Genomic DNA, 24,350 nt, shown 5'->3' with positions numbered 1-24,350 from the left:
ACGTCAGCCCCGGGTGTTGTGGCGGGTGCCGTCGTTGGTGTGGTGCCGCGAGTGGTCCACGTTGCCGCTGCCCGGACCGTCGCTGGTCAGGTCGCGCACGCTGGCGTCGCGGCTGTGGTCGGTGTCGCCGCCGCGGGTCCGGGTCCCGGTGTTGGTGCCGGCGTCCGCACCCGTGTTGGTCCCGGTGTTCGTCCCGTTGTCCAACCCGGTGTCGTCATCGTCGTCGTCGTCGACCGTGGTGACCACGGCCTGGCTGTCGTCGTCGCGCTTGAACGCCTTGCTGTGGTGCCGGTCGTCGCGGCCCGAGTCGTCGGATCCCTGGTCGGCCAGCGCCAGCGGCGCCTGCCAGGCGATCAGCCCGGTGGTGACCAGGCTCGCGAGCCCGAGGGTCCCGGAGGTCATCAGCTTGTTCATCATCGTCTCCTCGTCATGGGAACTGCTGTCGCCAGGAGCCTCTCGGCGGGTGGTGAGGTGCGGATGAGCACCGCGTGAGAGACCTCTCACGCAGCGGACGCGCACTCCCCGTATCCTGTGCGCGCCCGCTCCCGAGCCACCCGAGCCCTCCCGGAGAACCGCGATCCCGCCCGCTCCCGCGACCGCTGTCGCACCTGCAGCCACCGCGCCGCCGTTCCTGGTGTGGGCGCGCGCCCTGGTGCTCGGCGCCGTGATGCTGGGCACCGGGACGGTCTCGCACGCGTCGGCGGGCGGCCGGATCCCCCACCCGGTCGCGCTGCTGGTCCTCACCGCGGCGCTCGTCGTGCTGGCCGGGCGGTTCCTGCTCGGGCCGGCGTCCACCCGCCGCATCGTGGTCCTCGTCGTCGCCGGACAGGGCCTGGCCCACACGGCGCTCTCGGCCCTCGCCGGCCACCGTGACGACGGAGGTACGGCGGCCCCACGGCACCTGTCCGTCCCCGCCACGAGCTTGCCGGTCGACGCCGACGGCCGGCGGGTCGGGTCGCTCCTCGACGCCTACACGTCCATGCCCGCGATGGCGGGCCACGACCGGCCCGGCGTACCCACCGCGCCGCTGACCCACCTGCTGCACCACCTGGCCGACCAGGGCCCCCTCATGCTGGCCGCCCACCTGGCCGCGGCCGTCGCCCTCGGCCTGCTCCTGGCCGTCGGCGAGCGCGCCCTGTGGGCGCTGCTGCACCTGGCGGCGGCCCGCGTCGTCGTGCTCGCCGCGGCCCGGCGCAGCGCGGCCGCGACCCTGGCGGTCCTGCGCGGCGCCGCGACCGCGCCCCGGCCCCGGCCTCGACGGGCCGGCTTCACCCCGATCCCCCGCCTGGACCGACCGGCGCTCTCGCACCGCGGCCCACCTGCGCTCCTCGCTTCCTGACCGTCGCTGAGTCCCACGGACCCGCCCCACGGCGCCGGTCCGGCGCACCCGCGCGCCCATCCCCAGACACCCCAGACACCCCAGACACCGGGAGAGAAGTACCCATGACGAACCCTGCTGCGCGCCGCCCCTGGACGCGCACCCTGATGCCCGCGCTGGCGCTCGCGCTCGCGTTGCCCCTGCTCACCGGCTGCGGTGAGGACGAGGCCCCCGCCGCGGCCGCGGAGGCCGGCGCCCTGACGATCGAGGACCCCTGGGTCCGGGCCACCACCGGCACCGAGGACCCGACCATGACGGCCGCGTTCCTGGTCATCGACAACGAGACCGAGGAGGACGTCACCCTCGAGAGCGCCACGTCCCCGGCGGCGCCGATGGTCCAGATCCACGAGATGGCCGAGGTGGACGGCGAGATGGTGATGCGCGAGGCCGAGGACGGCGTCCTGGTCCGCGCGGGCGGTGGCCAGCTGCTGCAGCCCGGCGGCTACCACCTGATGCTGATGGACCTCGAGGACGAGCTGGCCGCCGGCGCCGAGGTCGACCTCGCGCTGACCTTCTCCGACGGCACCACCCTGGAGGTCACCGCGCCGGTGAAGGAGTTCACCGAGGACGGCGGCCACTACCACGCGCCCGGCACCGGGGAGCACGAGCACTGATGGCCGGATCCGAGACATCCGCCCGGTCCGGATTCGGCCGGCGGCGGTTCCTCGGGTACGCCGGGTCAGCGGTCGCGGGTGCGGCCGCCGGCACGGCCGGCGGTGCCGCCTGGGGCGCCGGTCGGGACCGCCGCGACGACCCGACGCGGAGCGGACCGGGTGCGGAGCTCTCGCCGTACGGCGTCCACCAGCCGGGCGTCGCCGCGCCGACCCCGCCGGTGGTCGAGCTGGTCGCGCTCGACCTGCTGCCCGACGCCGACCGCGACGCTCTCGGGCGGCTGCTCCGGGCGTGGACCGGCGACGTCGAGGCGCTGACCACCGGGCGTCCGACCCCCGGCGACACCGAGCCGTGGCTGGCCGCGGCGCGCGCCGACCTGACGATCACCGTCGGGCTCGGCCCGGGCGCCCTGGCCGCCGGGCGGATCGAGCCGCCGCGCGGGTTCGAGCCGGTGCCACCGATGCGCCACGACCGGCTCGAGGAGCGTTGGTCGGGCGGGGACCTGGTGCTGGTCGTCGGCGGCCGCGAGGGGACGACGGTCGCGCACGCGGTGCGCCAGCTGGTCCGCGACGCCCGGCCGTTCGCCCGGGAGCGTTGGCGCCAGGCCGGGTTCTGGAACGGCGTCGACGCCGAGGGCCGGCCGATGACGGGGCGCAACCTGTTCGGGCAGGTCGACGGGACCGCCAACCCGGCGCCGGGCACCGGGACCTTCGACGAGACCGTGTGGCTGCGCGAGCCGCCGTGGACCGGCGGCAGCACGCTGGTCGTACGCCGGATCGCGATGGACCTGGACACCTGGGCGGAGCTCACCCGCGACCGCCAGGAGCGGGCCCTGGGCCGCAGCCTCGACGACGGCGCCCGGCTCGACGGCCCGGGTCCACACGCGCACGCCCGGCTCGCACACCCGATGGAGAACGCCGGGGCCCGGATCTTCCGCAAGGGCGCCAGCTACGCCACCGCGGAGGAGAGCGGCCTGCTGTTCTGCAGCTTCCAGGCCTCGGTCGCCGGGCAGTTCGTGCCGATCCAGCGGTCCCTGGACCGCGCGGACGCGCTCAACACCTGGACCACGGCGACCGGCTCGGCGGTGTTCGTGGTGCTGCCCGGGTTCGAGCGCGGCGACTGGCTGGGGTCGACGGTGCTGCGATGAGGGCGCGCGCTCAGCGCCGCCAGGCGGTGAGCCGCCGGGCCGGGGCGTCCGCCTGCGGCGACTGCGTCTGCTGCCAGACGCGCCGCCACTGGGCGACCTTCGGCCCGGTCGGGTCGGGAGTCGCCCCCGTCGCGGCCCGCCGCCGGGCCTCCCACCACGTGGAGGAGTCCTCGTCCAGCAGCGCGGCGACGGCGTCCTTGATCCGCGGTGCGAAGTCGCGCACGGTCTCGTCGGCCCCGGGCAGCAGCGGCTCGCCGAACCGGATGGTCAGCTGGCGCCGGCCGGCCGAGGGCCAGCCCTGCCCGCGCGGCATCGCGGCGAACGTCCCGCGGTGGGCGACCGGCACGACGGGGACGCCGTACTCCTTGGCGAGGAAGGCTGCCCCCATCCGGAACCGGCCGAGCCAGCCGTCGGTCGACCGGGTGCCCTCGGGGTAGATCACCAGGCTCCAGCCCTCGGCCAGCACCTCGCCCGGGGTCGCCGCCATCGTGCCGCCGCGGCGGTCGATCGGGAAGGTGTTGAACAGCAGCGAGGAGCCGACCGCGCGCCACCAGGTGTCGAAGAAGTAGTCCGCCGCGGCGGCCACCGCCGTACGCCGGCGCCACTCGTCGGGCAGCGAGAGCAGGATCAGCGGCGTGTCCAGGTGGGAGGCGTGGTTCGCGACGAAGATGACCGGACCGTCGACCCGTTCGAGCACGTCGAGGCCCTCGACGCGGGTGCGCACCTGGGAGCGGAACAGCGGCTCCAGCCCGACCTTCTGGGCGACCTCGCGGGCGGCCATCGCCGGGCGGCGGCGCGACCACTCGGTGCCGAACACCGTCGACCGGGCCGGGAGCACCCACTCCTCGGCCGAGCGGGGCACCTGGGGGCGCCGGCCCCAGCGCCAGCCCCGGGCGACGAGCCGGACGTCGTCGGCGGTCTCCTTGAGGAAGCTCATCGCGTCACCGGACGTCCGCGAGCAGGTGCGGCGGGTTGTGGAGGTAGGTGATCGACGGGCTGGTGCCGACCGTGCCGGACGCCATCTCGAGCGCGTCGGCCAGGGTCGACGCCGCGCGGAAGCCCAGCCGCGCGGCGACCCGGCGGTCGGCGCCGACCCAGATCACCTCGTCGAGGTGGTCCATCGCGTGCGCCGCCCAGTACCACATGTAGAACGGGTGCACGCCGTGGTACGCGTGCGAGGTCCGGTACAGGTGGATGAACCAGGGGTCCTGGGCGAACTGCTGCTCGTACTTCTCCCCCACGACCGCCGGATCCGTCGACTCCGCGAGCACCTCCTCGTAGAAGTCGACGTACGAGGGATGGTGCAGCTGGTTGAAGCCCTCGTTGAGCGGGTGGTACAGGATCACCGCGCCGCCCTTCCGGACGACCGGCTGGCCCCGGTAGGAGTTGAAGTAGTAGCCCAGGCCCATGCAGGTGGCGAGGATCGGGTTCATCGACGAGCTCACGTTGTAGGGGCCCAGGTAGGGCACCCCCATCACCAGCACGTCGGACTGGCCCTGCACCTCGACCAGGTGCTGCTGGTGCACCTTCTGCAGGGTCCGCTCGTGCACGGCCTCGACCTCGCCGGCGTTGACGCCGGTCAGCCCGTAGACCGACCGCAGGTCGTGGAACATCTTGTGCCGCATCCGCTGCGGCGCGACCGACAGGCCGCGCCGCACGCCGAGCATCGTCGCCTGGTCCTTCACCGACCACTCCCACTCGCGCTTCTGGAGGAAGTCGAAGGGCTTGGGGAAGACGTCGTTGTTCAGCGTGGTCTCGATCTGGAAGACCTTGACGTGCTCCTTGATCAGCCGGCCCATCCGCCATGCGGAGTGGTGCATCGCGGAGTGCTTGTGGTCCATGAACGAGCGCGAGTGGACCATGGTCTTGGCGTTGTGGTGGTGGCGCAGGGACCGGTACGACGCCAGCCCGATGCCCACCGACTTGTGGCCGCCGTCCATCGCGACCAGGTTCACGTTGACGTAGACGAGCAGGTCGGACTCCGCCGCCCGCCTGCTGATCTCGACGTCCTCACCCTTGTCGGTGGTGCCGAGGTGCGCCAGGTTGTCGCGGTCCTCGGCGTCGAAGTTGTAGAGCTGGCCCTGGGGGTAGAACGAGCGGAACACCCGCTCCCCCACGATGTGCTGCAGTTCGGCGGCGGTCATCCGGCGGTGCAACGCGTTGGCGGCGATCAGCTGCACGTCGTCGACGCCGGCCTCGGCGGCCATCGTGAGCACCTGTTCGATGATCCGGCCGCGGATGTCGGGCGCCCGCATCGTCGGCAGCGGCAGCGAGAGGTCGTCGAAGGCGATCGTCAGGCGCATGCCGGGCCGCAGCAGCGCCGGCAGCGGCTCGCTGTCGTGCGGGTGCAGCAGCGCCTCGCGGATCGCCTCCTCGACGTCCGGCACGGCCGGGATCGACTCGGGCGGGTAGACCACGCGGGTCCCGAGCGGGAAGCTCTCCAGCCGGAAGCCGAGGCCCTCGTGGACGACCAACGGCGGGGTGCGGTCGTCCACCTCGAGGACGAAACCTGGCCTGCTCAATGTGTGCTCCTCAGTGGGACGAGCGGGGGTCGAAGGCCACCTTGACCGTGCCGAGCCGGCCGGCCGAGTGGGCGTGGTCGAGCGCCTCGCGCCACCGGTGCAGCGGATAGCTGGCGACGCTCTTGGCAAGCTGCTGGACGGCGTCGGTGGCGACCAGCTCGGTCGCCCTCCCGAACGCGTCGTCGGAGCGGGACGAGGCGTAGGTGCCGACCACCTCGAGCTCGCGGAACCAGGCGGCGGACAGGTCGGCGGCGGCGGGCATGCCGGACAGCACCACCCGGCCCCCGGCCCGGGTGGCCTGGAGGGCACTCTCCAGCGACTGCTTGCTCCCGACCGCGTCGACGGCGACGTCGACGCCGCCGAGGAGGTACGGCGTGGAGAACTCCGGCTCGAGCTGGAAGGCGCCCGTGGAGCGGCGTACCCGCCGCAGCACCTCGCCCGGCGCGACGACCTCGGTCGCGCCCAGCTCGCGGGCCAGCTCGCGCTGGTGGGGGTGCTTGGCGACCACGATGATCTCGCCCGCCTCGGTGAGCTCGCGCAGCGCGAGCGTGGCGAACAGCCCGACCGACCCGGCCCCGCTGACCAGCACCCGGTCGCCGGCGGCGACCCCGGCGCGCAGCGCCGTGTGCACGGCGCAGGCCACCGGCTCGATCAGGATCGCCTGCTCGTCGGAGAAGCCCTCCGGGACCGGGTGGAGCTGGCTGCGGTGGGCGGCCAGCTGCTGGCCCCAGCCGCCGCCGGTGTCGTGGCAGAACCCGGTCTGCAGGCCGGGTGAGAGGTGCCCGACGGTGATCCGGGCGCACCGGTTGGTCGCGCCGGCCGCGCACGCCTCGCACGGCTCGACACCCCGCGCGGCGCAGCCCAGCACGGGGTCGACCACGACGCGGGTGCCGGCCGGCAGGTCCTCGCAGTCGTCCAGCAGCTCGGCGACCACCTCGTGCCCGGGCACGAACGGCAGCGACACGACCGCGGAGAAGTACAGGCTGGTGCGGCCCGAGAGCGCGCCCAGGTCGGAGCCGCAGATGCCGGAGAGCCGGGTGCGCAGCCGCGCCCAGCCGGGCCGCTCGACCCGCGGCTCGTCGATGGTGACCAGCCGCAGCGGCGCGGCGAAGCCGGACAGCACGCCGGGCATCCGGCCGCCGATCGCCTTGCCGGCCATGGTCCGCGAGACCGACCGGAACATCTCCAGCGCGAGCATCACGACAGGCTCCTCATGACCGGGGGCCGGCCGGGTTGAGGGTGCGGGTGCTGGAGGTCGAGCTGGCCCAGTCGACGATCGTCCACCGGTGCCTGCGCGCATGCCGGAACAGCGGCACGTCGGGCCGCACCGCCACCGGGCGGCCGACCGCCTCCAGCAGCGGGAGGTCGGAGTGCGAGTCCGCATATCCGTACGACGCAGCCAGGTCGAGCCCCCGGGCGGCGGCGTACTGCCGCATCCAGGCCGCGCGCGACTCCCCCACCAGCGGCGAGGCCGCGAGGTGGCCGGTGCACACCCCGCGGTCGTCCACGGCCAGCTCGGCGGCCTCGATGTGGTCGAACAGCGGCGCGAGCGGCCGGGTCAGCGGCCGGATCGCGCCGGTGATCAGCACCGTGTGGTGGCCGGCCGCCCGGTGCTCGCGGATCCGGCGCACGGCGTCCGGGGACAGGCGCGCCAGCACGTGGTCGGTCAGGTGGGCGTCCGCCACCGCCTCGAGGTCCGCCAGGCGGGCCCCGGCGTACTCGCGGTAGACGGCCCGCAGGAAGGCGCTGCGCTCGCGGCGCTCGGCGCGCACCAGGGCCGGCAGCCGACCCGCCACCCGGCCGATCTCGGTGAGCCGCTCGGAGCCGGACTGCTCGCGCAGCCGCAGCCACAGGTAGGTCTCGATCACGTTGGACGAGAGCAGGGTGCCGTCCATGTCGAAGAAGGCTGCACACACGGGGGGCTCCGCCCCCCGTGGACCCCCCGAAGGCGTGGAGGTCGCTTCGCTCCCCGTGCCTTCCGTTCCGACCGACCAGGCTCGCTCCGCTCGCCGTCGGTCGGGCTCCGCTGGCGCGGAGCGGGGTTCAAGTGGCTTGAGGCCGAGGTCGGCGTTGCGCTTGCGGGCCCGGCGGGCCTCGTCCATCCGCCGCACCGGCGCGGTGACCGCCGGGCAGTGCACCTCGCGCAGGTAGTGCGCCCAGTCGACGACGGCGGTGTCGAACGCGAACCGCTCGCGGTCCTCGGGCGACAGCGACGCGTAGAGCGCGACCGTGCGGGTGTCGGAGAACCGCAGCTCGGCCTGCGCGTACTCGTGGTAGAGGTCGAGGTAGCGGCGCAGGAACTCCAGGCGCCGGCCCTGCTGGTCCAGCTTGCGGGCCAGCTCGCGGGCCCGGTCGCTGCGCGGCGTCCGCCCGACCAGGTAGTCGGCGACCCGGTGCGCGCGCTCGCTGGTGCTCAGCAGCCGCTCGACCGACTGGGCGCCCGGGAAGCGCCAGTCCGGCAGCCGCGCGGCGCCGCGGTCGCCGGCGGCGAACGGGTGCTCGTCGAAGTAGGCGCGCACGTTGCCGTAGAGCTCGCGGAACGTGAGCGGGTTGCGGTCGCCGGACGAGACGTGGAAGTACGCCGGCGCGCCGACCTCGGGCGGGTGGGCGAGCACGGCGACGACCGCCGCCACGACGTGGTCGACCGGCACGATGTCGACGATGGTGTCCGCGGCCGCGGGGAACTCCGGCAGCTCGCCGCGCCCATAGGCGAGGATCAGCGGCTCGGCCATCTTGAAGCCCTCGATCCACCCGGGGTGCGGGGTGACGAGCGCCGATTCGATGATGCTGGGCCGGACGATCGAGACCCGGGCCGTGGCCGCGTGCGCCTCGACCACCCGCTCGCCGAGCGCCTTGGTGAACGTGTAGCAGTCGGTCCAGCCCAGGCTCCGGGCCCGCTCGGTGCCGACCCGCACCAGCTCGCGTTTGACCCACTCCTTGCGGGCGGCCTCGGTGGCGCTCGCCGCGGTGAGCATGCCGGCGCGGCTGTGCGCCTTCTCCGCCTTCCGGCGCTCCCGCTCGAGCACGAACGCGGTGCGGCTCTGGTGCTCGATCTGCCGGCGCTGCGCCAGCCCCCAGGCGAGCTCGGCCTCGAGGTCGACGTCGTGCTCGACCGGCCCCTCGGGGATCGACCCACGGCGCCGGCCGGCGACGTACGCCGTGGAGATGTGCACGTAGTGGACCCGCTGGTCGTCGGGTCGGTCCGGGCCGTCGACCTCCTGGATCCTGCGGATCAGGTCCCGGGTGCCGAGCACGTTGGTGCGGAACCCCTCGTCGACCGGCGGGTCGAAGGACACGTCGCCGGCGCAGTGCACCACCGCGTCCAGCCCGCCCGGCAGCGGGGGCACGTCGGCGAGGTCGCCCTCGAGCACGCCCACCCGGGCAGCCATCAGCTGCTCCACCCCGCCCGCGGCCTCGACGATCCCCGCGAAGATCGGCTTGCCGAGCAGCGCCGCCGTCCGGCTCGACGCGCTGGTCGAGCCCTTGGGCCGGACCAGCACCGTCACCCGTACACCGGGCACGTCGGAGAGCAGCAGGTGCAGCAACGCCTCGCCCACGAACCCGGTGACGCCGGTCAGCAGGACATGCCGTCCCGAGAGTCGTTCGGCCACCGATGCCACCGTCACGCGAGGGATTGTGCCCTGTCCGGCGAGTACCGGCGAGTAGCCGTGCGCTGGGGCGCGCCTGCGTCAGGGCCAGACGCGGCGGGCTCCGGCCCGTACCAGCAGCTCGGTGACCTCGCGGGTCTGCCAGCTCTTGGCGGTCGTGGCGCCCCAGCCGCGCAGCGCGGTGAGGGCGGCCTCGGCGAGCAGGTCGGTGTCCATGGTGACCGAGCGGATCTCGGCCACCGCTTGGTCGAGGGGGATGTTGAGCCGGACCAGCCGCTGGGCACAGCCATGGAGCCGCTGGATGGTCACCCGCGCCGCGTCCGCGTCGGGATCGAGCCGGTCCTCCAACGGCAGGACGACGGTGACGCACTCCACCTCCTCCGGCGTGGAGCTGCCGATGACCAGCTCGGACAGCCGGCGGGCGTGCCTGGCGCCGACCACGAGCAGGTCGGCCTGCTGCCGGGCGCGCTCGAGCCACCTGTCGATCGCGTCGTCCTCGACGACCAGGCGGACGTCCACGCCCGGCCAGCGCGACCGCATGTCACGGACCAGGTCGCTGAGCAGCAGCCGCTCGAAGCCGAGCAGCGAGGGCCCGAGGCTGGCCTCCATGCGAGCCGTTGCGTCCATCAGGCTGATGTCGCGGGGGTGCAGGTCGGCCGGCGGGTCGGGCAGGCAGTGCACGACGGTCAGCGGGAGGCCGCGGCGGTCGGCCTGGCCCCACGCGTAGGCGAGGATCGACTGGGACTCCGGCGAGCCGTCGCAGAGCACGACCACGCCGACGCCGGGGCTGCGGCGCAGCCGCGGGACCACCACCGGGCAGCCGGCACGGTCGCGGACGAAGCCGAGCGCCGAGGACATCAGCGACTCGCGCTCGTGCGGCGCGGTCCGGGACCCCACGACCAGCATCGCCGCGTCCTCGGAGAGGTCGAGCAGCGCCTGGTGCGGGTCGGTCAGGCGGAGCACGTGGTGCACCTCGACCGCGGGCGCGACCCGGTCGACCTGGGCCTGCGCGGCGTCGAGGACCTCCCGCCCGGTCGCGGTGGTCGCGTCGATCACGTCGCGGAAGTCGATCGTCGAGAAGTCGACCCACGCGGACAGCGCCGCACCGACGCCGTGGACCAGCGTCAGCGGCGTCTCCTCGTGCACGGCCTCCTGGATCGCCCAGGCCAGCGCGTCCCTCGCGGCGGGGGTCTGGTCGACGCCCACGACGATGGTCCCGCCCGGGATCGTCTCGCTCTCCATGGCCGCCACCTCCTGCCGCGCTCGTCGTCGGTTCCTGACGAAGGTCCCTTCGGCGAGCAGAAGCCGGTCCTTAATCGTCGGGCCGACCGAGGCGAGGCCGTCTGGACCGGTTCGTCGGCAGGCGGTGCGCGAGCACCGGCCGGGCGAGCAGGGGTGGGCGCAGAGGGGATCGAACCCCCGACCACCTCCTTGTAAGGGAGGTGCTCTACCGCTGAGCTATACGCCCGTCACACTCACGGAGGGCCTCCGGAGCGGGGGACAGACTACGCAACGAGGCGGCCCGAGCTGAAACGGCCCGAGCCGGACGCGGAACGACCCCGAAATAGAGTTGAACCGCAGGCGTCTCGGGTCACCTGCGGTTCAACAAGTCCAACTGTAGAGGGGGCGCTCAAGCGATGTCGCTCGTTCCCGGCAATTCCGCAGCTTTTCAGTGACCCCGGTCTAGACCGGTGGCCCGGCCGGGTCAGAGGACCCCGGTGAGCTGCTTGAGGTGCTCGTCGAGGTCACGGCCCTCGGGCATCGCGTTGTGGACCGCCCACCGGACCCGGCCGTCCTTGTCGACGACGTACGACGAGCGCCGCGAGGAGCCCTTGGCCTCGTTGAACACGTCGTAGGCGCGAGACACCTCACCGTGCGGCCAGAAGTCCGAGAGGAGCGGGAAGTTGAGCCCGTCCTGGTCGGCGAACGCGCGCAGGGAGTAGACCGGGTCGCAGGAGATCGCGAGCACCTCGGTCTCGAAGGTGAGGAACTCGGCGAGCCGGTCGCGGATGCCGGCCATCTCGCCCGTGCACACCCCCGAGAACGCGTACGGGTAGAAGAACATCACCACCGCCTTGCGGCCCCGGAACGAGGAGAGCGTGACGTCCTGGCCGAACTGGTCGCGCAGCGTGAAGTCGGGGGCGGGACCGCCCAGCTCGAGTCCGGTCATGGTGCCATCCTCCCACCCGGGACGAACGGTCCCTCAGGCGGTGTCGAGGTCGCGCTTGAGCACCTTCCCGGTGGCGTTGCGGGGCAGCTCGTCGAGGAACACGACGTCGCGCGGGACCTTGTAGCGGGCCAGGTTCTCCTTCACCCAGTCCTTCAGCTCCTGCTCGGGCACGGCCCGGCTGACGACGACGAACGCGCGCAACCGCTTGCCGAAATCGGGGTCGTCCACGCCGACCGCGGCGACCTCGACGACCGCGTCGTGGCGCATCAGGCAGTCCTCGACCTCCTTGGGGAAGACGTTCTCGCCGCCGGACACGATCATCTCGTCGTCGCGGCCCTCGACGTGCAGCCGCCCGTCGGTGTCGAACCGCCCGACGTCGCCGGTCGACATCAGCCCGTCGACGACCTCCTTGTGCCCGCCGCCGGTGTAGCCCTCGAACAACAGCCCGTTGCCGACGAAGATCCGCCCGGTCTCCCCCTGCGGCAGCTCGCGGCCGTCGGGGTCGAGGATCTTGACGATCGTGGCGTACGGCGGCTTCCCGGCGGCCGACGGTGCCTCGCGCAGGTCGAGGGGCGTCGCGATGGACGCGTAGGCGACCTCGGTGGAGCCGTAGATGTTGTAGAGGTGGTCGCCGAAGTGGTCCATCCAGTCGGTGGCCAGATCCCCCGGCAGCGCCGAGCCCGACGACGCGACGACCTGCACCCGGGAGAGGTCGTACCGGGCGAGCGTCTCCTCGGGCAGCGCCATCATCCGCTGCAGCATCACCGGGATCACCACCAGTGAGTCGCACCGCTCGTCCTGGGTGGCGCGCAGGCAGGCCTCCGGGTCGAAGCGGCGGCGCAGCACGATCGTCGAGCCGAGCAGCATCGCCAGCGCCAGGTGCGCGAAACCCCAGGTGTGGAACAGCGGCGCGGCGATGTGGGTGCGCCAGCCGTAGCGCAGCGGCATCCGGGAGAGCAGCGACACGGCCGCGTCGATGCCGGCCTCGCTGCGCGGCGCCCCCTTGGGGGTGCCGGTGGTGCCCGAGGTCAGGATCACGATCCGGCCGTGCCGCCCGGTGGGCTCCAGGTCGGCGCCGGAGCGGCCGGCGATCAGGGACTCCAGGGTGGGGTCGGCAGAGTCGTCGGAGTCGGCGGAGTCGGTCCAGGCGAGGACCGACGTACCGACGTCGGCCTTGGCGAGCAGCCGGGTGAACTCCTCGTCGTGGACCACCAGGGCGGGCTGCTCACGCTCGAGCACCTCCACCAGCTGGGGGCCCGCGAACGCGGTGTTGAGGTACAAGATGTCCGCGCCGAGCTTGGCGGCGGCGATGCTCGCCTCGACGAAGCCGCGGTGGTTGCGGCACATCAGCGCCACGCTGTCGCCCTCGGAGACACCGAGCTCGGCGAAGGCCCGGGCGAGCGCGTTCGACCGGCGCTGCAGCTCGGCGAAGGTCAGCGAGCCGAGCTCGTCGATGATCGCGGTGCGCCGCGGGTCGAGCAGCGCCGCGGCCGTGAAGCCCCCGGCCGGGCCGGTCCCCCAGTCCTTGAGCGCCTTGGCCACCTTGGCGAGGGCGACGGGGTTGCGGGGTCGGATGACCCCGGCCTCGCCGAGGACCTTGAGGGTGGTGCCGGTCGCGGTGGCGCCGGCGCGGGCCTTCTGGAGCACAACCTGGAGCACGGAGTCACTTTCTCGCAGACGGACGGACCGGGACCACGCCCGAGACGACGACCGGTGCAACGACCGCGGCGCCCGAAGGTCCCGGGCACTGCGGTGTGACGCCGGGCCTGCGCCCGGCCTACGCCGGGGTCTTCGGCGCGATCAGCCGGGTCGCCGACCAGTCCTTGCTGACCGCGGCCGTCGTCGTCTGCGACAGCCCGGCGATCGGGGCGGCCTCCGCGATGTCGGCGGGGTCGACGGCGTTGGGGCGACCGACCTTCGGGGTCAGCAGCCAGATGGCGCCCCCGCCGACCAGGTCGGTCAGGGCGTCGACCAGCCCGTCGACCAGGTCACCGTCCTCGTCGCGCCACCAGAGCAGCACCGCGTCGACGACGTTGCCGTAGTCGCCGTCGACCATGTCGGCGTCGATGCGGTCCTCGATCGCGACGCGCAGCTCGTCGTCGGCATCGCTGTCCCAGCCCAGCTCCTGGACGACCATGCCGGGCTTCAGGCCCAGCCGGTCGGCCGGACCTGCAGCAGGTCCGTCTGTCTGGGTGGACCCGCCACCCGGGGTCGAGCTCAAGTGCTGCCTCCATGTCTCGCGTGGTGTCTCGCGTGGACGAACTGGGGAGTAGTCCACCGGAGAAGGCGGGGCCCGCGCAACCCGTCCCGCTCGAACCGCCCCCTACGACGGACCGCACCGTGGGTCTACCGGTGGGTAAATTCGCCGCCTCCCGGGCGCGTGCGACGATGGGCCCGTGACCGAAGACCCAACCCCTGCTTCTGGCCCCACCCCTGGCACGGACACCAAGCGGAGCGGCGCGATCCCGACCGTCATCCACGAAGGACTGCCGACCCAGCTGCCCGACACCGACCCGGACGAGACCACCGACTGGATCGACTCCTTCGACTCACTCGTCGGGGAACGCGGCCGCGAACGTGCCCGCTACGTCATGCTGCGCCTCCTCGAACGTGCGCGGGAGATGCAGGTGGGCGTGCCCGCCCTGCGGAGCACCGACTACATCAACACCATCCCGCCCGAGCGTGAGCCGTGGTTCCCCGGGGACGAGGAGACCGAGCGTCGGATCCGCGCGTTCATCCGCTGGAACGCCGCGGTCATGGTGTCGAGCGCCAACCGCAAGGGCCTCGAGGTCGGTGGTCACATCGCCACCTACCAGTCCTCCGCGAGCCTCTACGAGGTCGGCTTCAACCACTTCTTCCGCGGCAAGGACCACCCCGGTGGCGGCGACCAGGTCTTCATCCAGGGCCACGCCTCCCCCGGCATCTACGCTCGCGCGTTCCTCGAGGGCCGGCTGACCGAGACCCAGCTCTCCCGGTTCCGCCAGGAGGTCCAGCACGGCCCGCACGCCGGCCTCTCGTCGTACCCCCACCCGCGCCTGATGCCGGAGTTCTGGGAGTTCCCGACGGTGTCGATGGGGCTGACCTCGCTCAACTCGATCTACCAGGCACGGTTCAACCGCTACCTGCACAACCGCGGCATCAAGGACACCGCCCAGCAGCGCGTGTGGGCGTTCCTCGGCGACGGCGAGATGGGCGAGCCGGAGTCGCTCGGCGCGATCCGGGTCGCCGCCCGCGAGGAGCTGGACAACCTGGTCTGGGTCGTGAACTGCAACCTGCAGCAGCTCGACGGACCGGTGACCGGCAACGGCAAGATCATCCAGGAGCTCGAGGCCAACTTCCGGGGCGCCGGCTGGAACGTGATCAAGGTCGTGTGGGGCCGCGAGTGGGACCAGCTGCTGGCCCGCGACGTCGACGGCGTCCTGGTCAACCGGATGAACTCCACGCCGGACGGCGCGTTCCAGACCTACTCGGTCGAGTCCGGCGAGTACGTCCGCGAGAGCTTCTTCGGGGCCGACCCGCGGCTGCGCAAGATGGTCGAGCACATGAGCGACGACCAGATCCGCAAGCTGCCGCGCGGTGGCCACGACTACCGCAAGGTGTACGCCGCCTTCGACGCGGCCACCAAGCACGTCGGCCAGCCGACCGTGATCCTGGCCAAGACCGTCAAGGGCTGGACGATCGACGCGCTGGAGGGCCGCAACGCGACCCACCAGATGAAGAAGCTGACCCAGGACGACCTGAAGAAGTTCCGGGACCGGCTCTACCTCCCGATCTCCGACCGCGACCTGGAGCGCACCTACGAGGAGACCGGCGCCGCACCGTTCTTCCACCCCGGCATGGAGTCCCCCGAGATCGAGTACATGCTCGAGCGTCGCCGCCAGCTCGGCGGGTCGATCCCCCAGCGGGTCCAGCGCGCCAAGCCGCTCCAGCTGCCGGGCGACGCGATGTACGCCGACCTCAAGCAGGGCTCGGGCAAGCACGCCATCGCCTCCACGATGGCGCTGGTGCGGCTGCTCAAGGACTGGATGAAGGACCCCGAGATCGGCAAGCGGATCGTGCCGATCGCCCCGGACGAGTACCGCACGTTCGGCATGGACTCGATGTTCCCGAGCGCGAAGGTGTACAACCCGGGCGGCCAGCAGTACGAGTCGGTCGACCGGAAACTGTTGCTCTCCTACAAGGAGTCCGCCCAGGGGCAGCTGCTCCACGAGGGCATCTCGGAGGCCGGTGGCGTCGCGTCCGCGACCGCCGCGGGCTCGGCGTACTCCACGCACGGCGAGCACATGATCCCGTTCTTCATCTTCTACTCGATGTTCGGGTTCCAGCGCACCGGCGACTCGATCTGGGCGATGAGCGACCAGCTCGCCCGCGGCTTCCTGATCGGCGCCACCGCCGGCCGGACCACGCTGACCGGCGAGGGCCTGCAGCACGCCGACGGCCACTCGCCGCTGCTCGCGGCGTCCAACCCGGCGGTCGTGCACTACGACCCGGCGTTCGCCTACGAGATCAGCCACGTGATGCGCTCCGGCCTGGAGCGGATGTACGGCCCGGACGCCGAGGACGTGATCTTCTACATCACCGTCTACAACGAGCCGGTGCAGCAGCCGGCCGAGCCCGAGGACGTCGACGTCGAGGGCATCCTCAAGGGCATCCACCACGTCTCCTCCGCGGACGGCGAGGGACCGCGGGCACAGCTGCTCGCCTCCGGTGTCGGGTTCCCGTGGATCAAGGAGGCCCAGCAGATCCTGGCCGACGAGTGGGGCGTGCGCGCCGACACCTGGTCGGTCACCTCGTGGAACGAGCTGGCCCGGGACGGGGCGGCCGCCGAGGAGTGGAACCTGCTGCACCCGGGCGAGACCCCGCGCACGGCGTACGTCACGGACAAGCTGGCCGGCGCGTCCGGTCCGGTCGTGGCGGTCTCGGACTACATGCGCGCGGTGCCGCTGCAGATCGCCCGCTGGGTCCCGGCCGACTACCGCGTGCTCGGCGCCGACGGCTACGGCTTCGCCGACACCCGGCCCGCCGCCCGCCGGTTCTTCCACATCGACGCCCAGTCGGTGGTCGTGCAGACCCTGCAGGCCCTCGCCGACGCCGGCCAGATCGACCGCTCGAAGGTCGAGGAGGCGTTCGCGAAGTACCGCATCGACGACCCCACCGCGGTCGCCGGCGTCAAGCAGGAAGGTGGCGACGCCTGATCGCTCCGCGTTGGCGGTTTCCCCGGTTCACCGGGGAAGTTGGAACTTCTGGCCCGAAACTTCGGCCCAACAGTTCCGGTTTCCCCGGGTAACCGGGGAAACCGCCGCCGCGCCTACGCCGTGTCGGAGGAGACCGAGCGCAGGCGCGGGGCGGTGCCGCCGGAGCGGAGCAGGGAGCGGAACCGGGCGCGGGAGTACTTGGCCGGCTCGGTGGAGCGGATGAAGTCCTGCACGATCCGGGCGAAGCGGTGCGGGTGGTCCTTGTGCGGGAAGTGGCCGGCGTCCGGGATCACCTCGACGCGGGCATTCGGGGCCAGGGCGGCGGCGGTGTTCGCGTGCCGCACCGGGATGACCCGGTCGTCGCGGCCCCAGACGACCCACATCGGCATCTCCTCGGTGAGGTAGGCCCGGTCCGTCATCGTCACGATCTGGCCGCGCCAGTCGACGACGGCCCGCACGACGTGCCGGATCGCGTGCCGGGCCTGCGGGTCCTTGAACGTGTCGTAGATGTCGGCGACCTCGTCCAGGTCGCGGGTCAGCCTCCACGGGCCCTTGGCCACCGTGCGCAGGCCCGCCATGCCGAGGTGGCGTACGCCGGGCAAGGTCAGCAAGCCCATCACCTGGTGGAAGCCCGGGGTGCTGATCGCGCGGATGCCGGGCGACACCTCGGGCCCGAGACCTCCGGAGGCGACCAGCATCAGCCGCTCGGTGCGCTCGGGGTACTGGTAGGCGAACTGCATCGCGACCCCGCCGCCGAAGCTGTGCCCGATCACGGTCACCTTGTCGATGCCGAGCACGGTCAGCAGGTCCCGCATGCCGTTGGCGTAGCCGCCGAGCGTGTAGTCGGCTCGGGGCTTGTCGGACCGGCCGTGGCCGAGCAGGTCCGGGGCGATCACCGTGTAGCGGCGGCTGAGCGCCTCGATGACCGGCTCCCACGTCGTGTGGTCGCAGCCCAGCCCGTGCAGCAGCAGGACGACCGGGCCGCTGCCGGCCTTCACGTAGGCGCGCCGGTAGCCGTGGATGGTCACGAACTCGACGTCGTACCGCTTGCTCACCACGGCGCCTCCCCACGCGGGCCCATGTGGACGTAGGCCGCGATTCAACCACGCCGATCGCCGCCGCGGGAGCCGGATCGCCTTGATTTACCGGGGTTTTACGTCCGTCGGAGCACTCCACTAGCCTCGGACGGTGAATCCAGGGCAGGGCGCCGGCCCGCACCGCCGGGCCGCCGACGCGCTCCAGCGCGCGACCGGGGCGCTGAGCACCGCCGCCATGGCCCGCATGGAGCAGGACATGCCATGGTTCCGCGACCTGAGCGCCGAGGACCGCTCCTGGGTCGGCATGATCGTCCAGGCCGGTATCCGCGGCTTCGTCGACTGGTACCGCCAGGCCGTGGACCAGCCCGCGCCCGGCTCCACCGAGATGGTCGCCTCCGTCTTCGGCGCCGCCCCGCGCGCCCTCGCGGGCGTGATCAACCTCCAGCAGACCGTCGACCTGGTGCGGCTCTCGATCGAGGTCGTGGAGTCGAACGTCGAGCAGCTGCTCGACCCGGCCGACGCGGCCGACGTGCGGGCGGCGGTGCTCCGCTACGCCCGCGAGGTGGCCTTCGCGACCGCCGAGGTCTACGCGCGGGCCGCGGAGGTGCGCGGCGCCTGGGACGCCCGGCTGGAGGCCCTGGTCGTCGACGCCGTGCTCCGTTCGGAGGCCGACGAGGCGCTGCTCTCCCGCGCCAGCGCCCTGGGCTGGGCGGCCCGCGGGGACGTGGCGGTGGTCCTCGGCAGCGTGCCCGGTGCGCGCAGCGAGTCCGACACGTTCGACGAGGTACGCCGGGTGGCCCGGGCGGCCGGGATGGACGCCCTGTGCGCGGTGCAGGGTGACCGGCTGGTCGTCCTGCTCGGCGGCGTCGGCGAGCCGCGGGCGGCCGCCGAGGCGGTCAGCGACCTGTTCGGCGAGGGGCCCGTGGTCGTCGGCCCGGTCGCGGCCGACCTCGCGCAGGCCCACGTCTCGGCCCGGGCGGCCCTGTCCGCCCACCGCGCCGCGCCCGGCTGGCCCGAGGCGCCGCGTCCGGTGCGCAGCGCCGACCTGCTCCCCGAACGGGTGCTCGCCGGCGACGGCCACGCGCGCCGGCACCTGGTCGACGAGGTGTACCTGCCGTTGGTCCGGGCCCGCGGCACCCTGATCGAGACCATCGGCGCCTACTACCAGCACGGCTCCTCGATCGAGGCCACCGCGCGCGCCCTGTTCGTCCACCCGAACACGGTGCGCTACCGGCTGCGCCAGGTCGCCGAGCTCACCGGCCTCGCCCCCGGCCGGGCGCGGGACGCCTTCACCCTGGAGATCGCCCTCGTGCTCGGCCGCCAGTCCGGCCGCAGCGCCCGCACACCTGAGGCGTCTTTGTAGGAACCCCACAAAGGATCGCCGACCGATTGGTGCGGGCCGGAGGCCAGGTCGGCCCCAGCTTCCCGGCACAGTGGACGGGTGCTCGTCATCGTCGCTCCCGGCCAGGGTGCCCAGTCCCCCGGCTTCCTCCGGCCGTGGCTCGAGGACCCGACGTTCGCCTCCCGGTTCGCCTGGCTCTCGACCGTCGCGGGCCTCGACCTGGCCCACTACGGCACCGAGGCCGACGCGGAGACGATCCGCGCGACCGAGATCGCCCAGCCGCTGCTCGTCGCGACCGGCCTCGTGGCGGCCCTGGAGCTGTTCCCGAGCCCGGCCGACGCCTTCGAGCAGGTCGGCGCCGTTGCGGGCCACAGCGTGGGCGAGATCGCGGCGGCGGCGGGCGCCCGGGTGATCACCGCCGAGCAGGCCATGGTCCTGGTCCGCGAACGCGGCAACGCGATGGCGCGGGCGGCCGCGGCGACCCCGACCGGCATGACCGCCGTCCTTGGTGGCGACCGGGACGAGGTCCTCGCGGCCCTGGCCGAGCACGGCCTGACCCCGGCGAACGACAACGCTGCCGGCCAGCTGGTCGCCGCCGGCACCCTCGAGCAGCTCGAGGCCCTCGCCGCGCACCCGCCGGCGAAGGCCCGGTTGATGCCGCTGAGCGTCGCCGGCGCCTTCCACACCCACCACATGGAGCCCGCGGTCGGCCACCTGGCCGCGCTGGCCCGCTCGGTCTCGGTGCACGACCCGCGCACCCGGGTGATCTCCAACCGCGACGGCCGGGTCGTCCACGACGGCCGCGACGTGCTGGCCCGGATCGTCGGCCAGATCGCCAGCCCGGTGCGTTGGGACCTGTGCCTGGAGACCATGGAGGACCTCGGCGTGACCGGCATCCTCGAGATGCCGCCGGCCGGGACGCTGACCGGGATCGCACGGCGCCGATTTTCGGGGAGTGCCCTGCGCGGGGTCGAGACGTTCGCGCTCAAGACTCCTGACCAGCTCGACGACGCCCGCGCGTTCTGCGCCAAGCACGGCGAGTCCTCCGGCCTCGGCATCAGCCCGACCTGGCGGATGGTGGTCTCACCCGCCAAGGGCACCTTCCACCAGGACGGCGCCGCCGCCGGCACCGACGTGCTCGTGCCGGGCGCGGCCATCGGCGAGGTCGCCAGCCTGCGCGACCGCAGCCGGATCACCGCGGCGCACGGCGGCACCGTCGTCGAGTGGCTCGTCGAGGACGGCGACCTGGTCTCGCCGGGCCAACCACTGCTGCGTCTGCACCCCGAGGGAGGAGCCTGATGGCCACGATCATCGAGCAGGCCGAGGGGGCCCGGCACGCCGGGATCCTCGGCGTCGGCTCCTACCGGCCGTCCCGGGTGATCCCCAACGCCGACGTCGTCGAGGCGATCGACTCCAGCGACGAGTGGATCCAGCAGCGCTCCGGCATCAAGCAGCGCCGCTGGGCGACGCCCGAGGAGACCGTGCAGGTGATGTCGGTCGCGGCCGCGCGCAAGGCGCTCGAGCGCGCCTCGGTCGACCCCCGGCAGATCGACTGCGTGATCGTCGCGACCGTCACCCACATGATCCAGACGCCGGCCATCGCGACCGCGATCGCCTACGAGCTCGGCACCGACCAGGCCGCCGCGTTCGACATCTCCGCCGCGTGCGCGGGCTTCTGCCACGGGGTCGCGATGGCGGCCGACATGATCCGTGGCGGCAGCGCCGGGCACGTGCTCGTGATCGGCGTCGAGCGGCTCTCCGACCTCACCGACGTCGGCGACCGCGGCACCGCCTTCATCTTCGCCGACGGCGCCGGCGCCGCGGTGGTCGGCCCCACCGACGCCCCCGGCATCGGCCCGGTCGTCTGGGGCTCGGACGGCGAGCAGTTCGAGCTGATCCGCCAGCGCGAGGACTGGCGCGACGTCGTGGCCAGCGAGCGCCCCGAGATGCCGCACCTGGTCATGCAGGGCAACGCGGTGTTCCGCTGGGCGTCGTACTCGATGGCGAAGATCGGCCAGCTCGCGCTCGACCGTGCCGGCATCGGCATCGACGACCTCGACGTGTTCGTCCCCCACCAGGCCAACATGCGGATCACCGACGCCATGGCGCGGGCCATGAAGCTGCCCGAGCGGGTCAAGATCGCCCGCGACATCGCCGAGCAGGGCAACACCTCGGCCGCCTCCATCCCGCTCGCCCTCGACCGGATGATCGAGGAGGGCGAGGCGCGCAGCGGCGACAAGGCCCTCCTGATCGCCTTCGGTGCCGGCCTCGCGTACGCCGCGCAGGTCGTCATCGTCCCGTAGTTCCCAGCAACCCAACCGAAAGGCAGTACCCCGATGGCAACGACCGAAGAGATCCGCGCCGACCTCGCTGACATCGTCAACGAGGTCGCCGGCATCGACGCCGACGACGTCCAGCTCGACAAGTCCTTCGTCGACGACCTGGACGTGGACTCGTTGTCCATGGTCGAGGTGGTCGTCGCGGCCGAGGAGAAGTTCGGCGTGTCGATCCCCGACGACGAGGTCAAGAACCTCAAGACCGTCGGCGACGCCGTCGCGTTCATCGAGCGCGCCCAGGCCTGAGGCCGCCCGGAACTCAAGGAGCAGCATGTCGAAGCGAGTCGTCGTCACCGGCCTCGGGACCACCTCCCCCGTGGGCGGTGACGTGCCCAGCACCTGGGACGCGCTGGTCAACGGACGCTCGGGCGTCCGGTTCCTGACCGACGACTGGGCCGAGCAGATGCCGGTCAAGATCGCCGGCCGGATCGCCGTCGAGCCCACCGAGATCCTCGAACGGGTCAAGGCGCGTCGGCTGGACCGGTCCTCGCAGTTCGCGATGGTGGCCGCCATGGAGGCCTGGAAGGACGCCGGTCTCGAGGGCTCGGACGTCGACCGGGACCGGCTCGGCGTCGCCATGGCCTCCGGCATCGGCGGCGTCACGACGCTCCTCGACAACTACGACGCGCTGCGGGAGAAGGGGCCGCGCCGGGTCTCGCCGCTCGCGGTCCCGATGCTGATGCCCAACGCGCCGGCAGCGCAGCTGAGCCTGTACGTCGGAGCGCGCGCGGCGGTCAACACGCCGGTCTCGGCGTGCGCCTCCGGCAACGAGGCGATCTCGTTGGCGGTCGACCAGATCCGGCTCGGCCGGGCCGACGTCGTGCTCGCGGGCGGCACCGAGGCGGCGATCCACCCGCTGCCGATGGCGGCCTTCGCGAACATGATGGCGCTCTCGAAGACCGCCAGCGGCCCCGACGGCGGCGACCCGACCGCCGTGTCGCGGCCGTGGGACGTCGCCCGCGACGGCTTCGTGCTCGGGGAGGGCGCCGGCGTCCTGGTCCTCGAGTCCGAGGAGCACGCCCGCGCCCGGGGCGCCCGGATCTACGCCACGGTGCTCGGGGCCGGCATCACCGCGGACTCCCACGACATCGCCCAGCCCGACCCGGAGGGCCGCGGCGGCTCCCGCGCGATCCTGCGGGCGCTCGCAGAGGCCGACATCAGCCCGGGCGACATCGCGCACGTCAACGCGCACGCCACGTCGACCCCGCAGGGCGACATCGCCGAGGGCCTGATGCTGCACGCGACGCTCGGCGCGCACGCGACCGACGTCGTCGTGACCAGCACCAAGTCGATGACCGGCCACCTGCTCGGCGGCGCCGGCGCACTGGAGGCGATCGCGACCGTGCTGGCGCTCCACCACCGGGTCGCCCCGCCGACGATCAACCTGGACAACCAGGACCCGCAGGTCGAGCTGGACATCGCCACCAAGGCCCGCGACCTGCCGCTCGGCGACATCGCCGCGCTCAACAACTCCTTCGGGTTCGGCGGCGCCAACGTCGCGGTCGCGTTCGGGTCCGTCTGAGCCGCCCCGAAAGGACACGGACCACTGTGACTGCCACTGCCACCAAGCCGGCGAAGCTCCCCCGCGAGGAGGACCCGCGCAACCCGGTGCACCGGCTCACGGCCCTCCTCGACGAGGGCACGCTGGAGCTGATCACCCCCGACGACGACTCGGGGATGCTCGCCGCCGTCGGCCAGGTCGACGGCACCCGGGTGGTGGCGTTCTGCTCGGACGCCACGGTGATGGGCGGCGCGATGGGCGACCTCGGCTGCCGCGTGGTCGTCGACGCCTACCACCGGGCGATGACCGACCGGATCCCGGTCATCGGCCTATGGCACTCCGGCGGCGCCCGGCTCGCCGAGGGCGTGCTCTCCCTGCACGCGGTCGGCCGGATCTTCCAGGTGATGACCCAGGCCTCCGGACGGATCCCGCAGATCTCGGTGGTGCTCGGTCCGGCCGCCGGCGGCGCGGCGTACGGCCCGGCCCTCACCGACGTCGTCATCCTCGGCCCCGAGGGCCGGATCTTCGTGACCGGGCCCGACGTGGTCCGATCCGTGACCGGTGAGGACGTCGACATGCTGCGGCTCGGGGGTCCCGAGCCCCACGGCCGGCGCTCCGGAGTGGTCCACATCCTCGCGGACACCGAGCGCGACGCACTCGACCGCGCCCGCGACGTCGCCGGGCTGCTCGGCTCGCAGGGCTCGCTGGTCGTCGAGGACGTCGAGGACCGCGACCTGGCCGCGCTGCTCCCGGAGTCGAAGAAGCGCGCGTACGACGTGCACCCCCTGGTCGAGTCGATCCTCGACGAGGGCACCGCCCAGGAGCTGCACGCCAGGTGGGCACCCAACATCGTGACCGCACTCGGCCGGCTCGGTGGCCGCACCGTCGGCGTGGTCGCGAACAACCCGCTGCGGCTGGGCGGCTGCCTCGACTCGCTCTCCGCCGAGAAGGCCTCCCGCTTCGTGCGGATGTGCGACGCGTTCGGCGTCCCGCTCGTGGTGGTCGTCGACGTGCCCGGCTACCTGCCCGGGGTCGGGCAGGAGTGGGACGGCGTGGTCCGCCGCGGCGCGAAGCTCCTGCACGCGTTCGGAGAGTGCGTGGTCCCCCGGGTCACCCTGGTGACCCGCAAGACCTACGGCGGCGCGTACATCGCGATGAACGCCCGCTCCCTGGGCGCGACGAAGGTCTTCGCGTGGCCCGGCGCAGAGGTGGCCGTGATGGGCGCGGTCGCGGCGATCCGGATCCTGCACCGGCGCCGGCTGGCCGAGGTCGCCCCGGACATCCGTCCCCAGGTCGAGGCCGAGCTGGCGGCCGAGCACGAGCGGATCGCCGGCGGGGTCGACAAGGCGGTCGAGATCGGCGTGGTCGACGAGGTCGTCGAGCCGGCCGTGACCCGGAGCGCCCTCGCCCGGGCGATCGACGACGCCGTGCAGGCCGACGGCGTCCGCCGCGGCGCCCACGGGAACATCCCGCTCTGAGCGCCCGTACGCCGGCGTAACGGC

The 24,350-nt window shown here is 73.1% G+C and carries 20 protein-coding genes and 1 tRNA gene; 10 read left to right on the top strand and 11 right to left on the bottom strand.

What is annotated here, in order from left to right:
* Nucleotides 1-3: 3 nt before the first annotated feature.
* Nucleotides 4-414: a hypothetical protein gene (locus NOCA_RS11590; protein ID WP_140404198.1), complete on the bottom strand. Its 411-nt coding sequence runs from the start codon at nt 412-414 to the stop codon at nt 4-6.
* Nucleotides 415-634: 220 nt separating this feature from the next.
* On the opposite strand from NOCA_RS11590, the gene NOCA_RS25770 reads away from it, so the two are divergent.
* The 3 genes from NOCA_RS25770 to NOCA_RS11575 all read left to right on the top strand — a co-directional run bounded on the left by NOCA_RS25770 (nt 635) and on the right by NOCA_RS11575 (nt 3,137).
* Nucleotides 635-1,339 carry a hypothetical protein gene (locus NOCA_RS25770; RefSeq protein ID WP_011755461.1) on the top strand — a complete coding sequence of 235 codons (705 nt, stop codon included), beginning with the start codon at nt 635-637 and terminating at the stop codon, nt 1,337-1,339.
* 104 nt (nt 1,340-1,443) lie between these two features.
* Nucleotides 1,444-1,992, top strand: a complete 549-nt coding sequence (locus NOCA_RS11580; protein ID WP_011755460.1) for a copper chaperone PCu(A)C — start codon at nt 1,444-1,446, stop codon at nt 1,990-1,992.
* Nucleotides 1,992-3,137, top strand: a complete 1,146-nt coding sequence (locus NOCA_RS11575; RefSeq protein ID WP_011755459.1) for a Dyp-type peroxidase — start codon at nt 1,992-1,994, stop codon at nt 3,135-3,137. The genes NOCA_RS11580 and NOCA_RS11575 overlap by 1 nt, the downstream gene beginning before the upstream one ends.
* A 10-nt stretch (nt 3,138-3,147) precedes the next feature.
* Here the strand turns inward: NOCA_RS11575 and NOCA_RS11570 are convergent, their stop codons facing one another.
* The 9 genes from NOCA_RS11570 to NOCA_RS11530 all read right to left on the bottom strand — a co-directional run bounded on the left by NOCA_RS11570 (nt 3,148) and on the right by NOCA_RS11530 (nt 13,658).
* Nucleotides 3,148-4,074 (bottom strand): lysophospholipid acyltransferase family protein, encoded by a 927-nt coding sequence (locus NOCA_RS11570; protein WP_011755458.1) that lies wholly within the window; start codon nt 4,072-4,074, stop codon nt 3,148-3,150.
* A gap of 4 nt (nt 4,075-4,078) precedes the next feature.
* On the bottom strand, nt 4,079-5,659 hold the full coding sequence (locus NOCA_RS11565; protein ID WP_011755457.1) for a lactate racemase domain-containing protein: 1,581 nt from the start codon (nt 5,657-5,659) through the stop codon (nt 4,079-4,081).
* A gap of 10 nt (nt 5,660-5,669) precedes the next feature.
* Nucleotides 5,670-6,857, bottom strand: a complete 1,188-nt coding sequence (locus tag NOCA_RS11560) for a zinc-dependent alcohol dehydrogenase (protein WP_011755456.1) — start codon at nt 6,855-6,857, stop codon at nt 5,670-5,672.
* 13 nt (nt 6,858-6,870) lie between these two features.
* Nucleotides 6,871-9,285 (bottom strand): HAD-IB family hydrolase, encoded by a 2,415-nt coding sequence (locus tag NOCA_RS28260; protein ID WP_238383461.1) that lies wholly within the window; start codon nt 9,283-9,285, stop codon nt 6,871-6,873.
* A gap of 63 nt (nt 9,286-9,348) precedes the next feature.
* Nucleotides 9,349-10,509: a universal stress protein gene (locus tag NOCA_RS11550; protein ID WP_011755454.1), complete on the bottom strand. Its 1,161-nt coding sequence runs from the start codon at nt 10,507-10,509 to the stop codon at nt 9,349-9,351.
* A 154-nt stretch (nt 10,510-10,663) separates the two neighbouring features.
* A tRNA-Val gene (locus NOCA_RS11545) sits at nt 10,664-10,735 on the bottom strand.
* 237 nt (nt 10,736-10,972) lie between these two features.
* The gene (locus NOCA_RS11540; protein WP_011755453.1) at nt 10,973-11,437 is read right to left on the bottom strand and encodes a peroxiredoxin; all 465 of its coding nucleotides are present in this window, start codon (nt 11,435-11,437) and stop codon (nt 10,973-10,975) included.
* 33 nt (nt 11,438-11,470) lie between these two features.
* Nucleotides 11,471-13,096: an AMP-binding protein gene (locus NOCA_RS11535; protein ID WP_011755452.1), complete on the bottom strand. Its 1,626-nt coding sequence runs from the start codon at nt 13,094-13,096 to the stop codon at nt 11,471-11,473.
* A gap of 118 nt (nt 13,097-13,214) precedes the next feature.
* A complete protein-coding gene (locus NOCA_RS11530; protein ID WP_011755451.1) occupies nt 13,215-13,658 on the bottom strand; it encodes a DUF3052 domain-containing protein in 444 nt (147 codons plus the stop codon).
* 175 nt (nt 13,659-13,833) lie between these two features.
* On the opposite strand from NOCA_RS11530, the gene aceE reads away from it, so the two are divergent.
* On the top strand, nt 13,834-16,632 hold the full coding sequence (gene aceE / locus NOCA_RS11525; RefSeq protein ID WP_011755450.1) for a pyruvate dehydrogenase (acetyl-transferring), homodimeric type: 2,799 nt from the start codon (nt 13,834-13,836) through the stop codon (nt 16,630-16,632).
* Nucleotides 16,633-16,745: 113 nt separating this feature from the next.
* Here the strand turns inward: aceE and NOCA_RS11520 are convergent, their stop codons facing one another.
* Entirely contained in the window at nt 16,746-17,687 is a 942-nt protein-coding gene (locus NOCA_RS11520) for an alpha/beta fold hydrolase (RefSeq protein ID WP_238383460.1), read from the bottom strand.
* A 133-nt stretch (nt 17,688-17,820) separates the two neighbouring features.
* On the opposite strand from NOCA_RS11520, the gene NOCA_RS11515 reads away from it, so the two are divergent.
* From NOCA_RS11515 to NOCA_RS11490, 6 genes are all read left to right on the top strand, one after another.
* Nucleotides 17,821-19,032 (top strand): PucR family transcriptional regulator, encoded by a 1,212-nt coding sequence (locus NOCA_RS11515; protein ID WP_011755448.1) that lies wholly within the window; start codon nt 17,821-17,823, stop codon nt 19,030-19,032.
* A 78-nt stretch (nt 19,033-19,110) separates the two neighbouring features.
* Nucleotides 19,111-20,310, top strand: a complete 1,200-nt coding sequence (locus NOCA_RS11510) for an acyltransferase domain-containing protein (RefSeq protein ID WP_011755447.1) — start codon at nt 19,111-19,113, stop codon at nt 20,308-20,310.
* Nucleotides 20,310-21,314: a beta-ketoacyl-ACP synthase III gene (locus tag NOCA_RS11505; RefSeq protein ID WP_011755446.1), complete on the top strand. Its 1,005-nt coding sequence runs from the start codon at nt 20,310-20,312 to the stop codon at nt 21,312-21,314. The genes NOCA_RS11510 and NOCA_RS11505 overlap by 1 nt, the downstream gene beginning before the upstream one ends.
* A gap of 33 nt (nt 21,315-21,347) precedes the next feature.
* Complete coding sequence (locus tag NOCA_RS11500; RefSeq protein ID WP_011755445.1) at nt 21,348-21,593, top strand: acyl carrier protein; 246 nt, start codon at nt 21,348-21,350, stop codon at nt 21,591-21,593.
* Nucleotides 21,594-21,618: 25 nt separating this feature from the next.
* Entirely contained in the window at nt 21,619-22,869 is a 1,251-nt protein-coding gene (gene fabF, locus NOCA_RS11495) for a beta-ketoacyl-ACP synthase II (RefSeq protein ID WP_011755444.1), read from the top strand.
* Between the two features lie 26 nt (nt 22,870-22,895).
* Nucleotides 22,896-24,326, top strand: a complete 1,431-nt coding sequence (locus NOCA_RS11490; protein ID WP_011755443.1) for an acyl-CoA carboxylase subunit beta — start codon at nt 22,896-22,898, stop codon at nt 24,324-24,326.
* The last annotated feature ends 24 nt before the right edge of the window (nt 24,327-24,350 follow it).

The organism is Nocardioides sp. JS614, assembly GCF_000015265.1.
Taxonomy (GTDB): domain Bacteria; phylum Actinomycetota; class Actinomycetes; order Propionibacteriales; family Nocardioidaceae; genus Nocardioides.
Note: the sequence above shows the minus strand (reverse complement) of the source record. Positions and strands in the feature narration are given on the sequence as shown.

Coding starts and splice junctions, on each gene's coding strand:
- NOCA_RS11590 (WP_140404198.1), bottom strand. CDS start 414: ATGAACAAGCTGATGACCTCCGGGACCCTCGGGCTCGCGAGCCTGGTC.
- NOCA_RS11580 (WP_011755460.1), top strand. CDS start 1,444: ATGACGAACCCTGCTGCGCGCCGCCCCTGGACGCGCACCCTGATGCCC.
- NOCA_RS11575 (WP_011755459.1), top strand. CDS start 1,992: ATGGCCGGATCCGAGACATCCGCCCGGTCCGGATTCGGCCGGCGGCGG.
- NOCA_RS11570 (WP_011755458.1), bottom strand. CDS start 4,074: ATGAGCTTCCTCAAGGAGACCGCCGACGACGTCCGGCTCGTCGCCCGG.
- NOCA_RS11560 (WP_011755456.1), bottom strand. CDS start 6,857: ATGCTCGCGCTGGAGATGTTCCGGTCGGTCTCGCGGACCATGGCCGGC.
- NOCA_RS11550 (WP_011755454.1), bottom strand. CDS start 10,509: ATGGAGAGCGAGACGATCCCGGGCGGGACCATCGTCGTGGGCGTCGAC.
- NOCA_RS11540 (WP_011755453.1), bottom strand. CDS start 11,437: ATGACCGGACTCGAGCTGGGCGGTCCCGCCCCCGACTTCACGCTGCGC.
- NOCA_RS11505 (WP_011755446.1), top strand. CDS start 20,310: ATGGCCACGATCATCGAGCAGGCCGAGGGGGCCCGGCACGCCGGGATC.
- NOCA_RS11500 (WP_011755445.1), top strand. CDS start 21,348: ATGGCAACGACCGAAGAGATCCGCGCCGACCTCGCTGACATCGTCAAC.
- fabF (WP_011755444.1), top strand. CDS start 21,619: ATGTCGAAGCGAGTCGTCGTCACCGGCCTCGGGACCACCTCCCCCGTG.